Raw genomic sequence first — 17,966 nt, 5'->3', positions numbered from 1 at the left:
CAAGACGATCCGGCACGTGCCGTTTTCTTTTCACATAATTCAGGTCATTAACCTTGAATAATTGAGGGATGACCTCATTTAATCTCCAGTAGCAAATTTGACCTGTTATGGGAGGAGTTATGCGTCTGGATCGTCTTACTAATAAATTCCAGCTTGCTCTCGCCGATGCCCAGTCCCTTGCACTGGGGCACGACAACCAATTCATCGAACCTCTTCATTTAATGAGCGCCTTGCTGAATCAGGAAGGGGGATCGGTACGTCCTTTATTAACGTCTGCTGGCATTAATGCTGGCCAGTTACGCACCGCTATCGATCAGGCGCTGAGCCGTTTACCGCAGGTAGAAGGTACCGGCGGCGACGTTCAACCGTCGCAGGATCTGGTGCGCGTGCTGAACCTTTGCGACAAGCTGGCGCAAAAACGTGGGGACAACTTTATTTCGTCGGAGCTCTTTGTTCTGGCGGCGCTTGAATCACGCGGTACCTTGACCGACCTGCTGAAATCTGCCGGTGCAACCACCGCCAATGTGACTCAGGCGATTGAGAAAATGCGCGGAGGTGAAAGCGTGAACGATCAGGGAGCCGAAGACCAACGTCAGGCTTTGAAGAAATTTACGGTCGATCTGACCGAACGTGCCGAGCAGGGCAAACTTGACCCGGTTATCGGCCGTGACGAAGAGATCCGCCGTACGATTCAAGTACTGCAGCGTCGTACCAAAAACAACCCGGTACTGATTGGTGAGCCGGGGGTCGGTAAAACCGCCATCGTTGAAGGGCTTGCGCAGCGTATCGTAAACGGTGAAGTGCCGGAAGGGTTGAAAGGCCGCCGCGTACTGGCGCTGGATATGGGCGCGCTGGTGGCCGGTGCGAAATACCGCGGTGAGTTTGAAGAGCGTTTGAAAGGCGTGCTTAACGACCTGGCGAAACAGGAAGGCAACGTCATTCTGTTTATCGACGAACTGCACACCATGGTGGGGGCTGGTAAGGCCGACGGCGCGATGGATGCCGGGAACATGCTGAAACCTGCGCTGGCGCGTGGTGAACTTCACTGTGTCGGTGCCACTACGCTTGATGAGTATCGTCAGTACATTGAGAAAGATGCCGCTCTGGAACGTCGCTTCCAGAAAGTGTTTGTTGCTGAGCCAAGCGTTGAAGATACCATCGCGATCCTGCGTGGTCTGAAAGAGCGTTATGAACTGCACCACCATGTGCAGATTACTGACCCAGCCATCGTTGCGGCGGCGACGCTTTCGCATCGGTATATCGCCGATCGTCAGTTGCCTGATAAAGCAATCGACCTGATCGATGAAGCGGCGTCGAGCATTCGTATGCAGATTGACTCGAAGCCGGAAGAACTGGACCGACTCGACCGCCGCATCATTCAGCTCAAGCTGGAACAGCAGGCGCTGAAAAAAGAGTCTGATGAAGCCAGTAAGAAACGCCTGGATATGCTCAATGAAGAGCTGGACGATAAAGAGCGCCAGTATTCTGAGTTGGAAGAAGAGTGGAAAGCCGAGAAAGCCTCCCTCTCTGGCACGCAGACCATTAAAGCGGAACTCGAACAGGCCAAAATTGCCATTGAGCAGGCTCGCCGTGTGGGTGACCTGGCACGTATGTCTGAACTACAGTACGGCAAAATCCCTGAGCTGGAGAAACAGCTTGAGATCGCCACGCAGTCTGAAGGCAAAACCATGCGTCTGTTACGTAATAAAGTGACGGATGCCGAAATTGCCGAAGTGCTCGCTCGCTGGACCGGTATTCCGGTGGCGCGCATGATGGAAAGCGAACGCGATAAGCTGCTGCGTATGGAGCAGGATCTGCATCAGCGGGTGATTGGTCAGGACGAGGCGGTTGAAGCGGTCTCCAACGCTATTCGCCGTAGCCGTGCTGGGCTTTCCGATCCAAATCGCCCGATCGGTTCGTTCCTGTTCCTGGGGCCGACCGGTGTCGGTAAAACCGAACTGTGTAAAGCGCTGGCAAACTTTATGTTCGACAGCGACGATGCGATGGTGCGTATCGACATGTCTGAGTTTATGGAAAAACACTCCGTCTCGCGTCTGGTCGGTGCGCCTCCGGGATATGTTGGTTATGAAGAGGGCGGCTACCTGACCGAAGCGGTGCGCCGGCGTCCTTATTCCGTCATCCTGCTGGATGAGGTGGAAAAAGCGCATCCGGATGTGTTCAACATCCTGCTTCAGGTGCTGGATGATGGTCGTCTGACGGACGGGCAGGGGAGAACGGTCGATTTCCGTAATACGGTCGTCATCATGACCTCGAACCTGGGTTCCGATTTGATTCAGGAACGTTTCGGTGAACTTGACTACAGCCATATGAAGGATCTGGTGCTCGGTGTGGTGAGCCATAACTTCCGTCCGGAGTTCATTAACCGTATTGACGAAGTGGTGGTATTCCACCCTCTGGGTGAAAAACACATTGCGTCGATTGCGCAGATCCAGCTGCAGCGTCTGTACAAACGTCTGGAAGAGCGTGGATATGAAATTCACATCTCCGACGATGCGCTGAAGCTGCTGAGCGAGAATGGTTACGATCCGGTTTATGGTGCGCGTCCACTGAAACGTGCTATTCAGCAGCAGATCGAAAACCCGCTGGCGCAGCAGATCCTCTCCGGAGAACTGATTCCGGGCAAAGTTATCCGTCTGGAAGCCAACGACGATCGTATTGTGGCAGTGCAGTAAGTCACAAAACGCAAAAACGAGCCGCTTGCGGCTCGTTTTTGTTTAAAAACCAGGCGAAAATTGAGGTCTGGGATGCGTTTTGCCTGGAAAGTGAGCAGTCAGTAAATAATTTTCACTTTATCCTTGCAGCTTCGGAATTACTCCCTATAATGCGCCTCCACTGACACGGAACAACGGCACACACGCCGCCGGGTCAGCAGAGAAAAGCGAAATAAACGCTTGACTCTGAAGCGGGAAAGCGTAATATGCACACCCCGCGCCGCAGCGAAAACGTAGCGGCACTGCTCTTTAACAATTTATCAGACAATCTGTGTGGGCACTCAAAGTGACATGGATTCTTAACGTCGCAAGACGAAAAATGAATACCAAGTCTCTGAGTGAACATGCGTAATTCATTACGAAGTTTAATTCACGAGCATCAAACTTAAATTGAAGAGTTTGATCATGGCTCAGATTGAACGCTGGCGGCAGGCCTAACACATGCAAGTCGAACGGTAGCACAGAGAGCTTGCTCTCGGGTGACGAGTGGCGGACGGGTGAGTAATGTCTGGGAAACTGCCTGATGGAGGGGGATAACTACTGGAAACGGTAGCTAATACCGCATAACGTCGCAAGACCAAAGAGGGGGACCTTCGGGCCTCTTGCCATCAGATGTGCCCAGATGGGATTAGCTAGTAGGTGGGGTAACGGCTCACCTAGGCGACGATCCCTAGCTGGTCTGAGAGGATGACCAGCCACACTGGAACTGAGACACGGTCCAGACTCCTACGGGAGGCAGCAGTGGGGAATATTGCACAATGGGCGCAAGCCTGATGCAGCCATGCCGCGTGTATGAAGAAGGCCTTCGGGTTGTAAAGTACTTTCAGCGGGGAGGAAGGCGGTGAGGTTAATAACCTCATCGATTGACGTTACCCGCAGAAGAAGCACCGGCTAACTCCGTGCCAGCAGCCGCGGTAATACGGAGGGTGCAAGCGTTAATCGGAATTACTGGGCGTAAAGCGCACGCAGGCGGTCTGTCAAGTCGGATGTGAAATCCCCGGGCTCAACCTGGGAACTGCATTCGAAACTGGCAGGCTAGAGTCTTGTAGAGGGGGGTAGAATTCCAGGTGTAGCGGTGAAATGCGTAGAGATCTGGAGGAATACCGGTGGCGAAGGCGGCCCCCTGGACAAAGACTGACGCTCAGGTGCGAAAGCGTGGGGAGCAAACAGGATTAGATACCCTGGTAGTCCACGCCGTAAACGATGTCGACTTGGAGGTTGTGCCCTTGAGGCGTGGCTTCCGGAGCTAACGCGTTAAGTCGACCGCCTGGGGAGTACGGCCGCAAGGTTAAAACTCAAATGAATTGACGGGGGCCCGCACAAGCGGTGGAGCATGTGGTTTAATTCGATGCAACGCGAAGAACCTTACCTACTCTTGACATCCAGAGAACTTAGCAGAGATGCTTTGGTGCCTTCGGGAACTCTGAGACAGGTGCTGCATGGCTGTCGTCAGCTCGTGTTGTGAAATGTTGGGTTAAGTCCCGCAACGAGCGCAACCCTTATCCTTTGTTGCCAGCGGTTAGGCCGGGAACTCAAAGGAGACTGCCAGTGATAAACTGGAGGAAGGTGGGGATGACGTCAAGTCATCATGGCCCTTACGAGTAGGGCTACACACGTGCTACAATGGCGCATACAAAGAGAAGCGACCTCGCGAGAGCAAGCGGACCTCATAAAGTGCGTCGTAGTCCGGATTGGAGTCTGCAACTCGACTCCATGAAGTCGGAATCGCTAGTAATCGTGGATCAGAATGCCACGGTGAATACGTTCCCGGGCCTTGTACACACCGCCCGTCACACCATGGGAGTGGGTTGCAAAAGAAGTAGGTAGCTTAACCTTCGGGAGGGCGCTTACCACTTTGTGATTCATGACTGGGGTGAAGTCGTAACAAGGTAACCGTAGGGGAACCTGCGGTTGGATCACCTCCTTACCTTAAAGAACCTGCCTTTGTAGTGCTCACACAGATTGTCTGATGAAAAGTAAACAGCAAGGCGTCTTGCGATTGAGACTTCAGTGTCCCCTTCGTCTAGAGGCCCAGGACACCGCCCTTTCACGGCGGTAACAGGGGTTCGAATCCCCTAGGGGACGCCACTTGCTGGTTCGTGAGTGAAAGTCACCTGCCGTCATATCTCAAAACTGACTTGCGAGTCACGTTTGAGATATTTGCTCTTTAAAAATCTGGATCAAGCTGAAAATTGAAACGACACATCTTTAATGGTGTGTTCGAGTCTCTCAAATTTTCGCAATCATGAAGTGAAACATCTTCGGGTTGTGAGGTTAAGCGACTAAGCGTACACGGTGGATGCCCTGGCAGTCAGAGGCGATGAAGGACGTGCTAATCTGCGAAAAGCGACGGCGAGGTGATATGAACCTTTGACCCGTCGATGTCCGAATGGGGAAACCCAGTGTGATCCGTCACACTATCGTTAACTGAATACATAGGTTAACGAGGCGAACCGGGGGAACTGAAACATCTAAGTACCCCGAGGAAAAGAAATCAACCGAGATTCCCCCAGTAGCGGCGAGCGAACGGGGAGCAGCCCGGAGTCTGAATCAGCTTGTGTGTTAGTGGAAGCGTCTGGAAAGTCGCACGGTACAGGGTGACAGTCCCGTACACGAAAATGCACAGGTTGTGAACTCGAAGAGTAGGGCGGGACACGTGGTATCCTGTCTGAATATGGGGGGACCATCCTCCAAGGCTAAATACTCCTGACTGACCGATAGTGAACCAGTACCGTGAGGGAAAGGCGAAAAGAACCCCGGCGAGGGGAGTGAAAAAGAACCTGAAACCGTGTACGTACAAGCAGTGGGAGCACCTTCGGGTGTGACTGCGTACCTTTTGTATAATGGGTCAGCGACTTATATTCTGTAGCAAGGTTAACCGTATAGGGGAGCCGCAGGGAAACCGAGTCTTAACTGGGCGTTAAGTTGCAGGGTATAGACCCGAAACCCGGTGATCTAGCCATGGGCAGGTTGAAGGTTGGGTAACACTAACTGGAGGACCGAACCGACTAATGTTGAAAAATTAGCGGATGACCTGTGGCTGGGGGTGAAAGGCCAATCAAACCGGGAGATAGCTGGTTCTCCCCGAAAGCTATTTAGGTAGCGCCTCGTGAACTCATCTTCGGGGGTAGAGCACTGTTTCGGCTAGGGGGCCATCCCGGCTTACCAACCCGATGCAAACTACGAATACCGAAGAATGTTATCACGGGAGACACACGGCGGGTGCTAACGTCCGTCGTGAAGAGGGAAACAACCCAGACCGCCAGCTAAGGTCCCAAAGTCATGGTTAAGTGGGAAACGATGTGGGAAGGCACAGACAGCCAGGATGTTGGCTTAGAAGCAGCCATCATTTAAAGAAAGCGTAATAGCTCACTGGTCGAGTCGGCCTGCGCGGAAGATGTAACGGGGCTAAACCATGCACCGAAGCTGCGGCAGCGACGCTTATGCGTTGTTGGGTAGGGGAGCGTTCTGTAAGCCGTCGAAGGTGTGCTGTGAGGCATGCTGGAGGTATCAGAAGTGCGAATGCTGACATAAGTAACGATAAAGCGGGTGAAAAGCCCGCTCGCCGGAAGACCAAGGGTTCCTGTCCAACGTTAATCGGGGCAGGGTGAGTCGACCCCTAAGGCGAGGCCGAAAGGCGTAGTCGATGGGAAACAGGTTAATATTCCTGTACTTGGTGTTACTGCGAAGGGGGGACGGAGAAGGCTATGTCAGCCGGGCGACGGTTGTCCCGGTTTAAGCGTGTAGGTGTGTGTTCCAGGCAAATCCGGTTCACTTTAACACTGAGGCGTGATGACGAGGCACTACGGTGCTGAAGTGATAAATGCCCTGCTTCCAGGAAAAGCCTCTAAGCATCAGGTAACATCAAATCGTACCCCAAACCGACACAGGTGGTCAGGTAGAGAATACCAAGGCGCTTGAGAGAACTCGGGTGAAGGAACTAGGCAAAATGGTGCCGTAACTTCGGGAGAAGGCACGCTGATATGTAGGTGAAGCCCCTGCGGGCGGAGCTGAAATCAGTCGAAGATACCAGCTGGCTGCAACTGTTTATTAAAAACACAGCACTGTGCAAACACGAAAGTGGACGTATACGGTGTGACGCCTGCCCGGTGCCGGAAGGTTAATTGATGGGGTTAGCGGCAACGCGAAGCTCTTGATCGAAGCCCCGGTAAACGGCGGCCGTAACTATAACGGTCCTAAGGTAGCGAAATTCCTTGTCGGGTAAGTTCCGACCTGCACGAATGGCGTAATGATGGCCAGGCTGTCTCCACCCGAGACTCAGTGAAATTGAACTCGCTGTGAAGATGCAGTGTACCCGCGGCAAGACGGAAAGACCCCGTGAACCTTTACTATAGCTTGACACTGAACACTGGTCCTTGATGTGTAGGATAGGTGGGAGGCTTTGAAGCGTGGACGCCAGTCTGCGTGGAGCCGTCCTTGAAATACCACCCTTTAATGGCTGGTGTTCTAACGTAGACCCGTGATCCGGGTTGCGGACAGTGTCTGGTGGGTAGTTTGACTGGGGCGGTCTCCTCCCAAAGAGTAACGGAGGAGCACGAAGGTTAGCTAATCCTGGTCGGACATCAGGAGGTTAGTGCAATGGCATAAGCTAGCTTGACTGCGAGAGTGACGGCTCGAGCAGGTGCGAAAGCAGGTCATAGTGATCCGGTGGTTCTGAATGGAAGGGCCATCGCTCAACGGATAAAAGGTACTCCGGGGATAACAGGCTGATACCGCCCAAGAGTTCATATCGACGGCGGTGTTTGGCACCTCGATGTCGGCTCATCACATCCTGGGGCTGAAGTAGGTCCCAAGGGTATGGCTGTTCGCCATTTAAAGTGGTACGCGAGCTGGGTTTAGAACGTCGTGAGACAGTTCGGTCCCTATCTGCCGTGGGCGCTGGAGAATTGAGGGGGGCTGCTCCTAGTACGAGAGGACCGGAGTGGACGCATCACTGGTGTTCGGGTTGTCATGCCAATGGCACTGCCCGGTAGCTAAATGCGGAAGAGATAAGTGCTGAAAGCATCTAAGCACGAAACTTGCCCCGAGATGAGTTCTCCCTGAGACTTTAAGTCTCCTGAAGGAACGTTGAAGACGACGACGTTGATAGGCCGGGTGTGTAAGCGCAGCGATGCGTTGAGCTAACCGGTACTAATGAACCGTGAGGCTTAACCTTACAACGCCGAAGCTGTTTTGGCGGTGAGAGAGACGATTTTCAGCCTGATACAGATTAACAGAATTTGCCTGGCGGCTTTAGCGCGGTGGTCCCACCTGACCCCATGCCGAACTCAGAAGTGAAACGCCGTAGCGCCGATGGTAGTGTGGGGTCTCCCCATGTGAGAGTAGGGAACTGCCAGGCATCAATTAAGAAGAACCCCGTACCGTAAGGTACGGGGTTTTTTGCTTTGTGCGCCGGAAAATACCGGGTGGCGGCACCGCCTGACCGTGCCTACAATTGTTAAAACGATTTTAACAATGGTGCCGCTTTGACACGTCCCTTTAATTACCAACAAGATTTTGCCAACATTAATTTCCGTGACCATGCAGAGCTGTATCAGGTGGGGCGGGGAGAGCAGGGTGTGCTCATGGTGGAACCTTACAAAAGCGAGATCCTTCCGCACTGGCGATACAAAGATGCTGAAGTTGCAGCGCGATCGGCAAAAGAAATTTACGCCCTGTTTGAAGAATATCGTCAGCAAAACGACTTTGTGGGTATGGATATGGCGCGTAAATTCATTCAGATGGGCTATACGCGCGCCAGGCGATACGCCAATCATAAAGGCGGTAAAAAGTACGATGAGAAGCGCCAGGTAAAACCGCTGGATTGCGATCCCGTAAAAGCCGAAGCCGCCGCGGTCTTCAAAAAGTGGTGGGATAAAATTCGTGCAGATGAAGATTATTTGCAGCGAAAAAAGGCGCATCAGCAGAAGTGGGGATAATTACTACGTCCGCTAATAATTCGAGACCTGATCGAGTTCACAAAACGTAATGAAACATATTAGAAACATTTTATTTACCTAACGATTCGTTTTAAATCCGGTTTTACTGTTTGTGGGCAATGGCCCGCAATGTGAGACAGGGGATTTTAAAATGACAGAAACCGTAGCCAGTGCAGATACGGATAACACCAATTTGGCAGGTAAGGATAGCCGTCGTCGGGTTTGGGCAATCGTTGGGGCCTCCTCGGGGAACCTCGTAGAGTGGTTTGACTTTTACGTCTATTCATTCTGTTCACTCTACTTTGCGCATATCTTTTTCCCGTCCGGGAATACCACCACTCAGCTTCTGCAAACCGCAGGCGTTTTTGCCGCCGGGTTCCTGATGCGCCCTATCGGTGGATGGCTGTTCGGCAGGATCGCAGACAGAAAAGGGCGCAAGACCTCCATGCTCATCTCCGTATGCATGATGTGCGTCGGCTCGCTGGTGATTGCCTGCCTGCCCGGATATGACACTATCGGAACATGGGCACCCGCGTTGCTGCTGCTGGCACGTCTGTTCCAGGGGCTGTCGGTCGGTGGGGAATACGGCACCAGTGCGACATACATGAGCGAAGTGGCGGTTGAAGGCCGAAAAGGCTTCTATGCATCATTCCAGTATGTGACCCTCATTGGCGGACAGCTGCTGGCGTTACTGGTTGTGGTGATCCTGCAACAAATCCTTAGCGATGAAGATTTGCACGCCTGGGGCTGGCGCATCCCGTTTGCTATGGGCGCTGCCCTGGCGGTTGTCGCCCTGTGGCTACGCCGTCAGCTTGATGAAACCTCTCAACAGGAGGTCAGGGCGCTGAAAGAGGCGGGCTCGATGAAGGGGCTCTGGCGAAACCGCAAAGCATTTTTGATGGTGTTAGGTTTTACCGCCGCGGGCTCGCTAAGTTTCTATACCTTTACCACCTACATGCAAAAATATCTGGTTAACACCACGGGCATGCATGCAAACGTTGCGAGCGTCGTCATGACGGTGGCGTTACTCGTCTTTATGCTTATCCAGCCGATTGTCGGCGCGCTGTCGGACAAAATAGGTCGCCGCACCTCCATGCTGATCTTTGGCGGCATGCTCACCCTGGGTACCGTTCCGCTTTTGACTGCGCTACAGCAGACAACGTCGCCGTATGCCGCTTTCGCGCTGATCATGGTGGCACTCATTATTATCAGTTTTTACACGGCAATAAGTGGCATTTTGAAAGCGGAAATGTTTCCCGCACAGGTGAGGGCGCTGGGTGTTGGCCTCTCTTATGCGGTAGCGAATGCCCTGTTTGGCGGTTCGGCAGAGTATGTCGCGCTATCGCTCAAGTCGTGGGGCAGTGAAACGACCTTCTTCTGGTATGTCACCGTAATGGGAGCGCTGGCGTTTATTGTCTCGCTGATGCTGCATCGCAAAGGAAAAGGTATCCGCCTTTAATAATGTGCCATCTGCCAGACGGCGTAGCCGGTTGTTGCGCCGGCTACGTCCCAGGCGAAATCTTTCCAGCTCCAGCCGCTCCCTGCGGGGCGGCTATCCCATAGTTCTTTTGATGCCCCAAGGCCCACTGAGAACATCAACCCTATCGCCGCGCTACGGTCCCGGCTGTATCCCTGATGCTGCGCGTACTCATTACCGGCTGCAGACAGCATAGCGGAAGCGAGGAAGTGTTGTGCTTTGTCCTGACCGGACCAGCTATCATTGGCCATATGACTGCAGCCAGTCAGAAAGAAAGCGCTCAGTAACAGAGGAATACGCATCAACGGGCTCCATAAAAAAGCCCTGCGGGTAACAGGGCCTGGACATTACAGAATTCGGCTGATAAGTCGGTCAATACGGATACGACGCAAGCGGCGAATCAGCTTGCGAACTTTCACAGGATAATCGGCAATGCTCTGCAGCTCGCGGTAATGATTAACCACCGTGGTGTGCGTGCGAATCAACTCCAGTTCACGCTCACGCTGCGCGGCTAACTCATGCTGCGGGTCATGGATCAGGATCGCGTTTTCCAGATCCAGTCTCCACGCGCGCGGGTTCAGGTTGTTACCGGTCAGCAGCATCCACTCATCGTCGACCCACATACCTTTCAGATGGTAACTATTGTCTTCATCTTTCCACAGACGCACAACCAGCTGGTCAGTATTTACGTAATACTGTAAACGGCTCAGGAAGCGGCGCAGGTTAATTTCATAAAGATAAGGCAGCGCACCGATGATTTTGAACGGCTGATCTTCAGGAATGAAGAAGTCGTTCGCCGTTTTATCCCCGACGATAATTTCCACTTTTTTACCATCGCGCAGCAGCTGAATGATATTACGCACCAGCACGGCAGGAAGGTTAAAGTACGGCGTACAGATGGTGAGCTTTTGCTCCGCGCACGGCATCAGATGGAAGATCGTTTTATTCAGCAGGCTTGATTTGCCAAGCCCAACCAGCGGGGTAACGGATAACTCTTCGTTGTTAGCGTCGCCCTGAAAATGGTAAACAGCATCGCGCAGCTCCTGGCGGAAGGCGCGAACATCGTTTTTGATTTCCGGGCTCTTAGGGCGCTCGGGATCGTCAAGGCGATTAACGCCACGGCCATGTACCAGGTTTTTATCAACCCAGTTAAACATGATATCGGCCATCTGAGGATTACGGATCAGATGGTAGCGGTCGTAGCGATATTTATCGAGCTGATGAAGGTAGACATCATTGAGGCTTGCGCCGCTGTAAAGCACGCTGTCATCGATGATGAATCCTTTAAAATGAAGGACGCCGAGCGCTTCGCGGGTATTCACCGGGACGCCATAAACAGGTACATCGACGCCAGGATTTTCCTGCGCCGTGCGGCAATACCAGTCTGCATTGGTGTTTGAAGCGGCCGCGCCAATACGGCCACGCTGGGCGCGATGCCAGTCAACCAGCACGCGAACATCCAGCTCCGGACGCTGACGTTTGGCTTCATAGAGCGCGTTCAGGATCGCGCGCCCGCCTTCATCTTGTTCAAGATACAGGGCCACAATGCAAATGCGTCGCGTGGCACTGGCAATCTTTTCCAGAAGCGTCTCCCGAAAATGAGCGGGAGCGTAAAAGAACTCTACATCATCAACTGACTGAGAAATCTTCGGTAGTTGAGCAAGGTGTTGTTGATGTTTATTACGCTTAAATTTTGACAACATCACAGTGCGTTTCTTCTCTGTTCATTGAAGGGTTGTCTGTACCATGCAAACAACATAAGCGGACAATGATACCACCAGTCCCGTCCAAAGTGGGTAACATTTCCAGTAGCTTACTCGGGTTTGTCTGCCGGTGTCAGGCCGAGGGATAAGGCGACAATACCTTCGTCCAGCTGAATATCAACCTCAAATCCGAGTTTTCGCGCCAGGGTCACCATACCGCGATTGTTCGGCATAGTAATGCCATTCAGGCGTAACAATCCGTGATCTCGCGTATAACTGATGAGTTTTTCCAGCAGTCGTCTGCCCAGACCCAGGCCTTTAAGATCGGAGCGCACCAGCACAGCAAATTCCGCGTCAATGTTATCCGGATCGGAAATTGCGCGCGTCACGCCGAGGATCTCATCGCCCCGATCGGAACGTCGAACGGCGACAAACGCCATCTCTCGATCGTAGTCGATCTGGGTCATATTGGCTAAATCATCGTGGGTAAATTCGTTGATTTCGCTAAAGTAGCGATAATAGAGATCTTCTTTCGTAACCTGAGAAATAAAGGCACGCAGCTGCGGTTCATCTTCCGGCAGAATAGGGCGGAACAGGGCGCGTTCCCCATTCTTCATCTCGACCCACTCCTCCAGCTGCAGAGGATATGGACGGATCGCCAGGCGGCTCTCTCTGTCCCCTTCAAATGGCGCGATATCCAGCGTTACGTCCAGCGCCGTAAATTCAGTGCCGGAGGCGAGCAGCGGATGGATATCCAGCCGCTGGATCTCCGCACAATCTACGACCAGGTTAGACACCTGCACCAGGAACTGACTTAACCCGGCAATATCGAGCGGACGCAGGGCGCTGCGGCCCCGGATCTTTTTGCTTTTAATCGCCTGAATGATCAGATAGCGCGCCAGATTCATGTTCAGCGGCGGTAGCGCCACCGCGGCCTGTTCCTCTGGACGCCACTCAACGCCGCCTTCCCCCAACATAATGAGCGGGCCGAAGACAGGATCGTGTTCAACCACCACCCGCAGTTCCTGGGCGCCCGCGCGATGAGCCATGCTTTGCACCAGCAGTCCGTGGATCCGAGCCTGCGGCCAGGCCATTTTGACGCGATCGAAAATGGCATCAGCTGCCTGCTGCACCTCCGTTGCCGTACGCAGGTACAACATGACTCCCTGAACGTCAGACTTATGCGGGATATCGGGGGAACGAAGCTTAAGGGCGACCGGGTAGCCAATCTGTTCGGCTATATGTACGGCCTCAGCGCTGTCGCTGGCGATCCAGGTTGGCAGAGTTTGCATCCCGTAGCTGCCCAGTATGGGCTGCACTTCATGCGTATCAAGCGAGGTCGCGCCTTCTTCAATGGCCTGCTGTAACAGCCGATGAACGTCGACGGTGTTCGCCGTCAGGTTTCCGGGCAAAGCCGGTGTCTCACGCAGCTGTTTCTGGTTGCGGCGATATTCCACCATATGCATAAATGCCGTGATGGTGCCTTCCGGCGTGCGGTAGGTTGGCAGTCCGGCTTCACTGAACAAGCGTCGCGCCTCCTGAGAGGAAAACTCACCGCACCAGTTGGTCAGCAGGGTGACATATTTGCCGCGCGGATGATTTCGTACCGCCTCAATCAGCGCCCGCGCGCTTTCACTGCCCGGCGCGGCCGCGCTGGGGGAGTGGATAATCATCAGCGCATCGAAATCCTGGCTGTCCAGCAAAATGGAGATTGCTCTGATATAGCGATCGCTGCTGGCGTCATCGCGCAAATCAAGCGGATTGCCGGGCGTCACGCTTGCCGGAAGCACCTCTCTGAGGCGTTGCAGCGTCTCTTCACCCAGCGTGGCCAGCTTGCCGTTACGCAGCCAAAGCTCATCCAGCGCCAGCGCGGCAGGGGCCGCGCCATTGCTGACAATCATTAACTTCTCGCCGCGCAGCGGACGCATGTGGCTCAACGTCTCAACGGCGGAAAAAAGCTCGTGTGTATCCTGCACCCGCAGCAACCCCGCGCGCTGAATGGCAGCATCCCAGGCCGGATCCATACCGGAATGAGACTGCAGCAGACGCTGCGCCGCAGGGCTACGACCGCTTTTGATAACGAGGATCGGTTTATTGCGCGATGCGCTACGCGAAGCGGAAACAAAACGACGGGCGTCGCTCAGGTGCTCAAGATAAAGGAGGATTGCGCTAGTTTTGCTGTCTCGCGCCAGGAAATCCAGCAGTTCGTCAACGTCAATATCCAGGCTGTCGCCCAGAGCAATGAAGTAGGAGAATCCCATTTCACGCTGCTGCGCCCAGTCAAGGATGGTGTTTGAGACCGCAGCCGACTGCGAGATAAACGCCAGCTTGCCTTTACGGATCGGCACCGGGGAGAAGCTGGCGTTCAGCCCCTGCCAGGGCGCGAGCAGACCCAGGCTGTTCGGCCCGAGAATACGCATCTGATAGCGGCTGGCGCAGGCCAGCAGTTCGGGCTGCTGTTCAGGCGGAGACGAGAGAATAATGCAGGTTTTACACCCTTTCTTGCCGAGTGACTCCAGCAGTTCCGGATTGCGTTTGGCGTTTGTACACAGAACGGCGAGATCCGGTACGAAAGGCAGGCTCTCCACGTCCGGCCAGGCAAGCACGCCCTGAACGGCCTTATAAGACGGTGTGACGGGCATAACGGGACCGTTAAATCCTCCGGCCAGCAGGTTGCGCATCATCAGATAGCCTGCACGATCCGGTTTCATTGATGCGCCGATGACGGCAATGGATTTAGGACGGAGTAGCGCTTCTAACCCTCTCTGGCTCATGCAGGCCTCCTGTGAATGCAAGCGACCTGATGATTTTAAACGCTTTCTGTCTCCGTTGCTGTGATGCTGCCCTTATGAACGGTTTTTCCCGCCAGATAGCGCTCCCGGAAGCATGAGAAATGGTTGCCCAGGGCACCAGCTGCAGCGGTATCTCCTGCTAAATCCAGTAGCGCAATGGCTACTTCGGCAGTGCAGTATTGCCCGTCAGCATGCGCTTCGCGCAGGCGGTAGGCCGAGACGCGGGAAAGATCGACAGAAATAACCGGCAGAGCGTCGAGGTAAGGGCTTTTGCGAAACATTTTCCGCGCTTCGGTCCAGGTACCGTCCAGCATAATAAACAGCGGTGGTTTGCCTGATGGCGGCGCGGTAAGGACCTGACGCTGTTCTCCCGCATAAGATGCCGGGAAAACCACCATCGGCTGGTAGTCCGGGCTTGCCACCAGGTCGAGCAGAGCCTGAGGTGGCTCAGTGCGCGACCACTGAAACGCGGCGGTATCCGGCAGAATATCGGCAATAAGACGCCCCGTATTACTGGGCTTCATCGGCTCGGTATCGAACATGACCAGACAAAAGCGGCTCTCCGCAGTACTTGGGGCCAGCGTCTCGCACAGACACACTTTCAGCGGCAGCAGGCAGCGCTGACAGCGACGTATGCGATTGCCACGAGCAAGAAAGGGGCGAGTCGCGCGCGCAAGGCGTTCGGCGCGTAATTTAAGGACAGCGTTATCAGTCATGGGCGAAATGGAGGAAAAACCCTATTTTCGCAGAGGCGGGAACGGGGCACAAGGTGTGCCCCGGGAATGTTACAGCGATTCGTTTAACCAGCTATCAAAAGGTGCTTTTGGAACCGCACCGTTGAGCATATCGATCACTTCACCATTTTTGAAAATCATGATGGTCGGGATACTGCGAATACGAAAACGTGCGCTTAACTCGCGTTCGGCCTCGGTATTAACCTTAACGAACCGCATTTTTCCGCTGCGCTCTTCGGCCACATCTTCGAAGATTGGCGCGAAGCTGCGGCACGGACCGCACCATGGCGCCCAGAAATCGACCACCACCGGGAGATCGTCCTTGAGGAGTTTGTCCAGCGTAGCACCCGTCGCGTTAATGACATCGCCATCAAACAATTCATGGCCACAACGTCCGCATTTCGCACCGTCATCCATCCGATCGTCCGGAATGCGGTTTAAAGCCTGACAGTTGGCACATACGGTATTCATAACTAACCTCTGATAGAGCCGTGGGACAGCGGCAGAACGCCGATAATGTTTCTGATATGTTACATATTATCAGTGAGCCTGTATGAAACGACAATGCGTTTTATTCAATGGGAACAATAGTCACAGGCTTTTGTACGAAATTATGGCTATGCGCTGGCACATCGGGTAATCTGCGCGCTTCGCGCAGCGCTGGTGGAGAAAAGCATGAACGACGAAATGAAAAACAAAAGCGGCAAGGTCAAAGTGATGTATGTCCGCAGTGATGATGACTCTGATAAACGCACCCAAAATCCGCGTACCGGAAAAGGTGGCGGGCGTCCAGCGTCCTCTCGTGCAGACGGTGGCCGTCGCCCCGCCCGCGATGACAGAAATAACCGCGGTGATGACCGCAAACGTGATGACCGCAAGCGTGACGATCGCAAGCGCGATGACCGTCCGCGTGATGACTTCTCACGTGATAACGCCTCTCCGTGGCGCACCGTTTCTCGCGCCCCAGGCGATGAGACGCCGGAAAAAGCCGATCACGGCGGTATCAGCGGTAAAAGCTTTATCGACCCGGAAGTGCTGCGTCGTCAGCGCGCGGAAGAGACCCGTGTATATGGCGAGAACGCCTGCCAGGCGCTGTTCCAGAGCCGTCCTGAGTGTATTGTCCGCGCCTGGTTTATCCAGAGCGTGACCCCGCGCTTTAAAGAAGCGCTGCGCTGGATGGCGGCGAACCGCAAAGCCTACCACGTGGTTGATGATGCTGAACTGACAAAAGCGTCCGGTACCGAGCACCACGGCGGCGTCTGCTTCCTGATTAAAAAACGTAACGGCACGACAGTTCAGCAGTGGGTCAGCCAGGCGGATGCCGATGACTGCGTGCTGGCGCTGGAAGACGTGGGCAACCCGCACAACCTGGGCGCAATGATGCGCAGCTGCGCGCATTTTGGCGTGAAGGGCGTGCTGCTGCAGGATGCCGCGCTGCTGGAATCCGGCGCCGCGATCCGTACTGCGGAAGGCGGAGCCGAGCACGTACAGCCGATCACCGGCGACAGCGTTCTGGATGCCCTCAAGCAGTTCCGTAAAGCGGGCTATTCCATCGTGACCACATCCAGCCATGCCGGTACGCCGCTGTTTAAAGCGACACTGCCGCGCAAGATGGTGCTGGTGTTGGGTCAGGAACGCGATGGTCTGTCTGATGCGGCGCTCTCCAGCTCGGATCTGAGCGTCTCCATCGACGGGACGGGCAATGTGGAAAGTCTGAACGTATCCGTTGCGACCGGCGTGCTGCTGGCCGAGTGGTGGCGTCAGAATAAGGCATAAGCCTCTTATGTGCCGGGCCTGACCCGGCACATTCAAACCCTACTCGCTCTCTGCCGGTAACACAGGCATCCAGTCAATTGGCGTTTCGCCACGCTTTTCCAGCCATTCATTTGCCAGAACAAAATGATTACTGCCAAAGAAACCGCGATGGGCAGAAAGCGGTGACGGGTGCGGTGCCTTCAACACGTGATGACGCTGACGATCGATAATTGCCCCTTTCTTCTGCGCGTGAGAACCCCAGAGTAAAAACACGACCCCTTCACGATGCTCGTTGATAAGGCTGATAACTTTATCGGTAAAGGTTTCCCACCCAAGGCTGGCGTGCGAGTGCGCCTGGCCCGCCCGTACGGTGAGCACCGTGTTCAATAACAGCACGCCCTGGCGCGCCCAGCTTTCCAGATAACCGTGGTTGGGGCGGGTAAACCCGGGCACGGTTCCCTCAAGCTCTTTATACATGTTGAGCAGAGAAGGGGGGATCGCCACGCCTGGGCGTACGGAAAATGCCAGCCCGTGCGCCTGCCCAGGGCCGTGATAGGGATCCTGGCCCAGAATGACGACTTTCACATCGCTCAACTCGGTATAGCGAAACGCGTTGAATACATCTTTTTGCGGCGGATAAATCGTTTGCCCGGACTGACGCTCAGCGGCAACGGTACTGAGCGTATTGATAAAATAAGGCTGCTGCTTTTCTTCTGCCAGCACGTCATGCCAGGTTAAAGGTGTCGTCATGTCGCTCTCCTGCGAATCTCAATCTTTCACTAGCTTACCTGTTTAACGCTTGTGAGCAAAATTACGCGCTGAAATGCGTGCTAA

At 54.2% G+C, this 17,966-nt stretch carries 10 protein-coding genes, 1 tRNA gene and 3 rRNA genes; 8 read left to right on the top strand and 6 right to left on the bottom strand.

What is annotated here, in order from left to right; genetic code table 11:
* Positions 1-119 precede the first annotated feature (119 nt).
* The 7 genes from clpB (at position 120) to DG357_RS17250 (ending at position 10,130) form a co-directional block, all read left to right on the top strand.
* Entirely contained in the window at positions 120-2,693 is a 2,574-nt protein-coding gene (clpB, locus tag DG357_RS17280) for an ATP-dependent chaperone ClpB (protein WP_041908644.1), read from the top strand.
* A 426-nt stretch (positions 2,694-3,119) separates the two neighbouring features.
* Positions 3,120-4,659: ribosomal RNA gene (locus tag DG357_RS17275) — 16S ribosomal RNA — on the top strand.
* Positions 4,660-4,744: 85 nt separating this feature from the next.
* Positions 4,745-4,820: transfer RNA gene (locus DG357_RS17270), tRNA-Glu, on the top strand.
* Between the two features lie 184 nt (positions 4,821-5,004).
* Positions 5,005-7,908 (top strand): 23S ribosomal RNA (locus DG357_RS17265).
* A 67-nt stretch (positions 7,909-7,975) separates the two neighbouring features.
* Positions 7,976-8,091, top strand: a 5S ribosomal RNA gene (gene rrf / locus DG357_RS17260).
* Together the 16S, 23S and 5S rRNA genes with 1 tRNA gene alongside form the textbook arrangement of a ribosomal RNA operon.
* Before the next feature lie 127 nt (positions 8,092-8,218).
* On the top strand, positions 8,219-8,671 hold the full coding sequence (locus DG357_RS17255) for a DUF4385 domain-containing protein (RefSeq protein ID WP_045260159.1): 453 nt from the start codon (positions 8,219-8,221) through the stop codon (positions 8,669-8,671).
* 151 nt (positions 8,672-8,822) lie between these two features.
* A complete protein-coding gene (locus tag DG357_RS17250) occupies positions 8,823-10,130 on the top strand; it encodes an MFS transporter (RefSeq protein ID WP_060572553.1) in 1,308 nt (435 codons plus the stop codon).
* On the opposite strand, the gene DG357_RS17245 is transcribed toward DG357_RS17250, so the two are convergent.
* The 5 genes from DG357_RS17245 to trxC form a co-directional block, all read right to left on the bottom strand.
* Complete coding sequence (locus tag DG357_RS17245; RefSeq protein WP_045260160.1) at positions 10,127-10,450, bottom strand: YfiM family lipoprotein; 324 nt, start codon at positions 10,448-10,450, stop codon at positions 10,127-10,129. The genes DG357_RS17250 and DG357_RS17245 overlap by 4 nt on opposite strands.
* A 45-nt stretch (positions 10,451-10,495) precedes the next feature.
* The gene (gene pssA / locus DG357_RS17240) at positions 10,496-11,851 is read right to left on the bottom strand and encodes a CDP-diacylglycerol--serine O-phosphatidyltransferase (protein ID WP_023331103.1); all 1,356 of its coding nucleotides are present in this window, start codon (positions 11,849-11,851) and stop codon (positions 10,496-10,498) included.
* 110 nt (positions 11,852-11,961) lie between these two features.
* Positions 11,962-14,625, bottom strand: coding sequence for a bifunctional acetate--CoA ligase family protein/GNAT family N-acetyltransferase (locus DG357_RS17235; RefSeq protein ID WP_088204533.1), 2,664 nt, complete (start codon positions 14,623-14,625; stop codon positions 11,962-11,964).
* Positions 14,626-14,660: 35 nt separating this feature from the next.
* Positions 14,661-15,359 carry a tRNA-uridine aminocarboxypropyltransferase gene (gene tapT / locus DG357_RS17230; RefSeq protein ID WP_045260163.1) on the bottom strand — a complete coding sequence of 233 codons (699 nt, stop codon included), beginning with the start codon at positions 15,357-15,359 and terminating at the stop codon, positions 14,661-14,663.
* Positions 15,360-15,428: 69 nt separating this feature from the next.
* Entirely contained in the window at positions 15,429-15,848 is a 420-nt protein-coding gene (trxC, locus tag DG357_RS17225; RefSeq protein ID WP_028014108.1) for a thioredoxin TrxC, read from the bottom strand.
* A gap of 204 nt (positions 15,849-16,052) precedes the next feature.
* Between trxC and DG357_RS17215 the strand changes: the two genes are divergently transcribed.
* Entirely contained in the window at positions 16,053-17,153 is a 1,101-nt protein-coding gene (locus tag DG357_RS17215) for a tRNA/rRNA methyltransferase (protein WP_088204534.1), read from the top strand.
* Positions 17,154-17,192: 39 nt separating this feature from the next.
* Here the strand turns inward: DG357_RS17215 and ung are convergent, their stop codons facing one another.
* Complete coding sequence (gene ung, locus DG357_RS17210) at positions 17,193-17,882, bottom strand: uracil-DNA glycosylase (protein ID WP_023333064.1); 690 nt, start codon at positions 17,880-17,882, stop codon at positions 17,193-17,195.
* Between the last annotated feature and the right edge of the window lie 84 nt (positions 17,883-17,966).

This window comes from Enterobacter bugandensis (assembly GCF_900324475.1).
Lineage (GTDB): Bacteria > Pseudomonadota > Gammaproteobacteria > Enterobacterales > Enterobacteriaceae > Enterobacter > Enterobacter bugandensis.
The sequence above is the reverse complement of the archived record's forward strand: the minus strand, read 5'-3'. Positions and strand labels throughout refer to the sequence as shown.